Origin of the sequence: Enterococcus sp. 125944 (genome assembly GCF_051909435.1) — a bacterium.
GTDB lineage: Bacteria > Bacillota > Bacilli > Lactobacillales > Enterococcaceae > Enterococcus_D > Enterococcus_D gallinarum.
This window is the reverse complement of the sequence record NZ_JBQASY010000056.1, coordinates 1-1520: the sequence shown is the minus strand read 5'-3', so window position 1 is coordinate 1520 and position 1520 is coordinate 1. Positions and strand designations below refer to the sequence as shown.

The 1520-nt window shown below is 52.8% G+C and carries 1 rRNA gene; it reads right to left on the bottom strand.

Annotated elements, in window-relative coordinates:
- Positions 1 to 56: 56 nt before the first annotated feature.
- Positions 57 to 1520 (bottom strand): 16S ribosomal RNA (locus tag ACTFWY_RS17750); the annotation flags it as partial.

The window sequence follows — 1520 nt, the reverse complement described above, 5'->3', positions numbered from 1 at the left end:
ACCTCTCAAAACTGAACAAAGGCAAACGATGTGTAGTCTTCCGTACTATTCCTTAGAAAGGAGGTGATCCAGCCGCACCTTCCGATACGGCTACCTTGTTACGACTTCACCCCAATCATCTATCCCACCTTAGGCGGCTGGCTCCAAAAAGGTTACCTCACCGACTTCGGGTGTTACAAACTCTCGTGGTGTGACGGGCGGTGTGTACAAGGCCCGGGAACGTATTCACCGCGGCGTGCTGATCCGCGATTACTAGCGATTCCGGCTTCATGTAGGCGAGTTGCAGCCTACAATCCGAACTGAGAGAAGCTTTAAGAGATTAGCTTAGCCTCGCGACTTCGCAACTCGTTGTACTTCCCATTGTAGCACGTGTGTAGCCCAGGTCATAAGGGGCATGATGATTTGACGTCATCCCCACCTTCCTCCGGTTTGTCACCGGCAGTCTCGCTAGAGTGCCCAACTAAATGATGGCAACTAACAATAAGGGTTGCGCTCGTTGCGGGACTTAACCCAACATCTCACGACACGAGCTGACGACAACCATGCACCACCTGTCACTTTGCCCCCGAAGGGGAAGCTCTATCTCTAGAGTGGTCAAAGGATGTCAAGACCTGGTAAGGTTCTTCGCGTTGCTTCGAATTAAACCACATGCTCCACCGCTTGTGCGGGCCCCCGTCAATTCCTTTGAGTTTCAACCTTGCGGTCGTACTCCCCAGGCGGAGTGCTTAATGCGTTTGCTGCAGCACTGAAGGGCGGAAACCCTCCAACACTTAGCACTCATCGTTTACGGCGTGGACTACCAGGGTATCTAATCCTGTTCGCTCCCCACGCTTTCGAGCCTCAGCGTCAGTTACAGACCAGAGAGCCGCCTTCGCCACTGGTGTTCCTCCATATATCTACGCATTTCACCGCTACACATGGAATTCCACTCTCCTCTTCTGCACTCAAGTCTCCCAGTTTCCAATGACCCTCCCCGGTTGAGCCGGGGGCTTTCACATCAGACTTAAGAAACCGCCTGCGCTCGCTTTACGCCCAATAAATCCGGACAACGCTTGCCACCTACGTATTACCGCGGCTGCTGGCACGTAGTTAGCCGTGGCTTTCTGGTTAGATACCGTCAAGGGATGAACGTTCTACTCTCATCCTTGTTCTTCTCTAACAACAGAGTTTTACGATCCGAAAACCTTCTTCACTCACGCGGCGTTGCTCGGTCAGACTTTCGTCCATTGCCGAAGATTCCCTACTGCTGCCTCCCGTAGGAGTCTGGGCCGTGTCTCAGTCCCAGTGTGGCCGATCACCCTCTCAGGTCGGCTATGCATCGTGGCCTTGGTGAGCCGTTACCTCACCAACTAGCTAATGCACCGCGGGTCCATCCATCAGTGACGCAAAAGCGCCTTTCAACTTTCTTCCATGCGGAAAATAGTGTTATACGGTATTAGCACCTGTTTCCAAGTGTTATCCCCTTCTGATGGGCAGGTTACCCACGTGTTACTCACCCGTTCGCCACTCTTTTTCTTTCG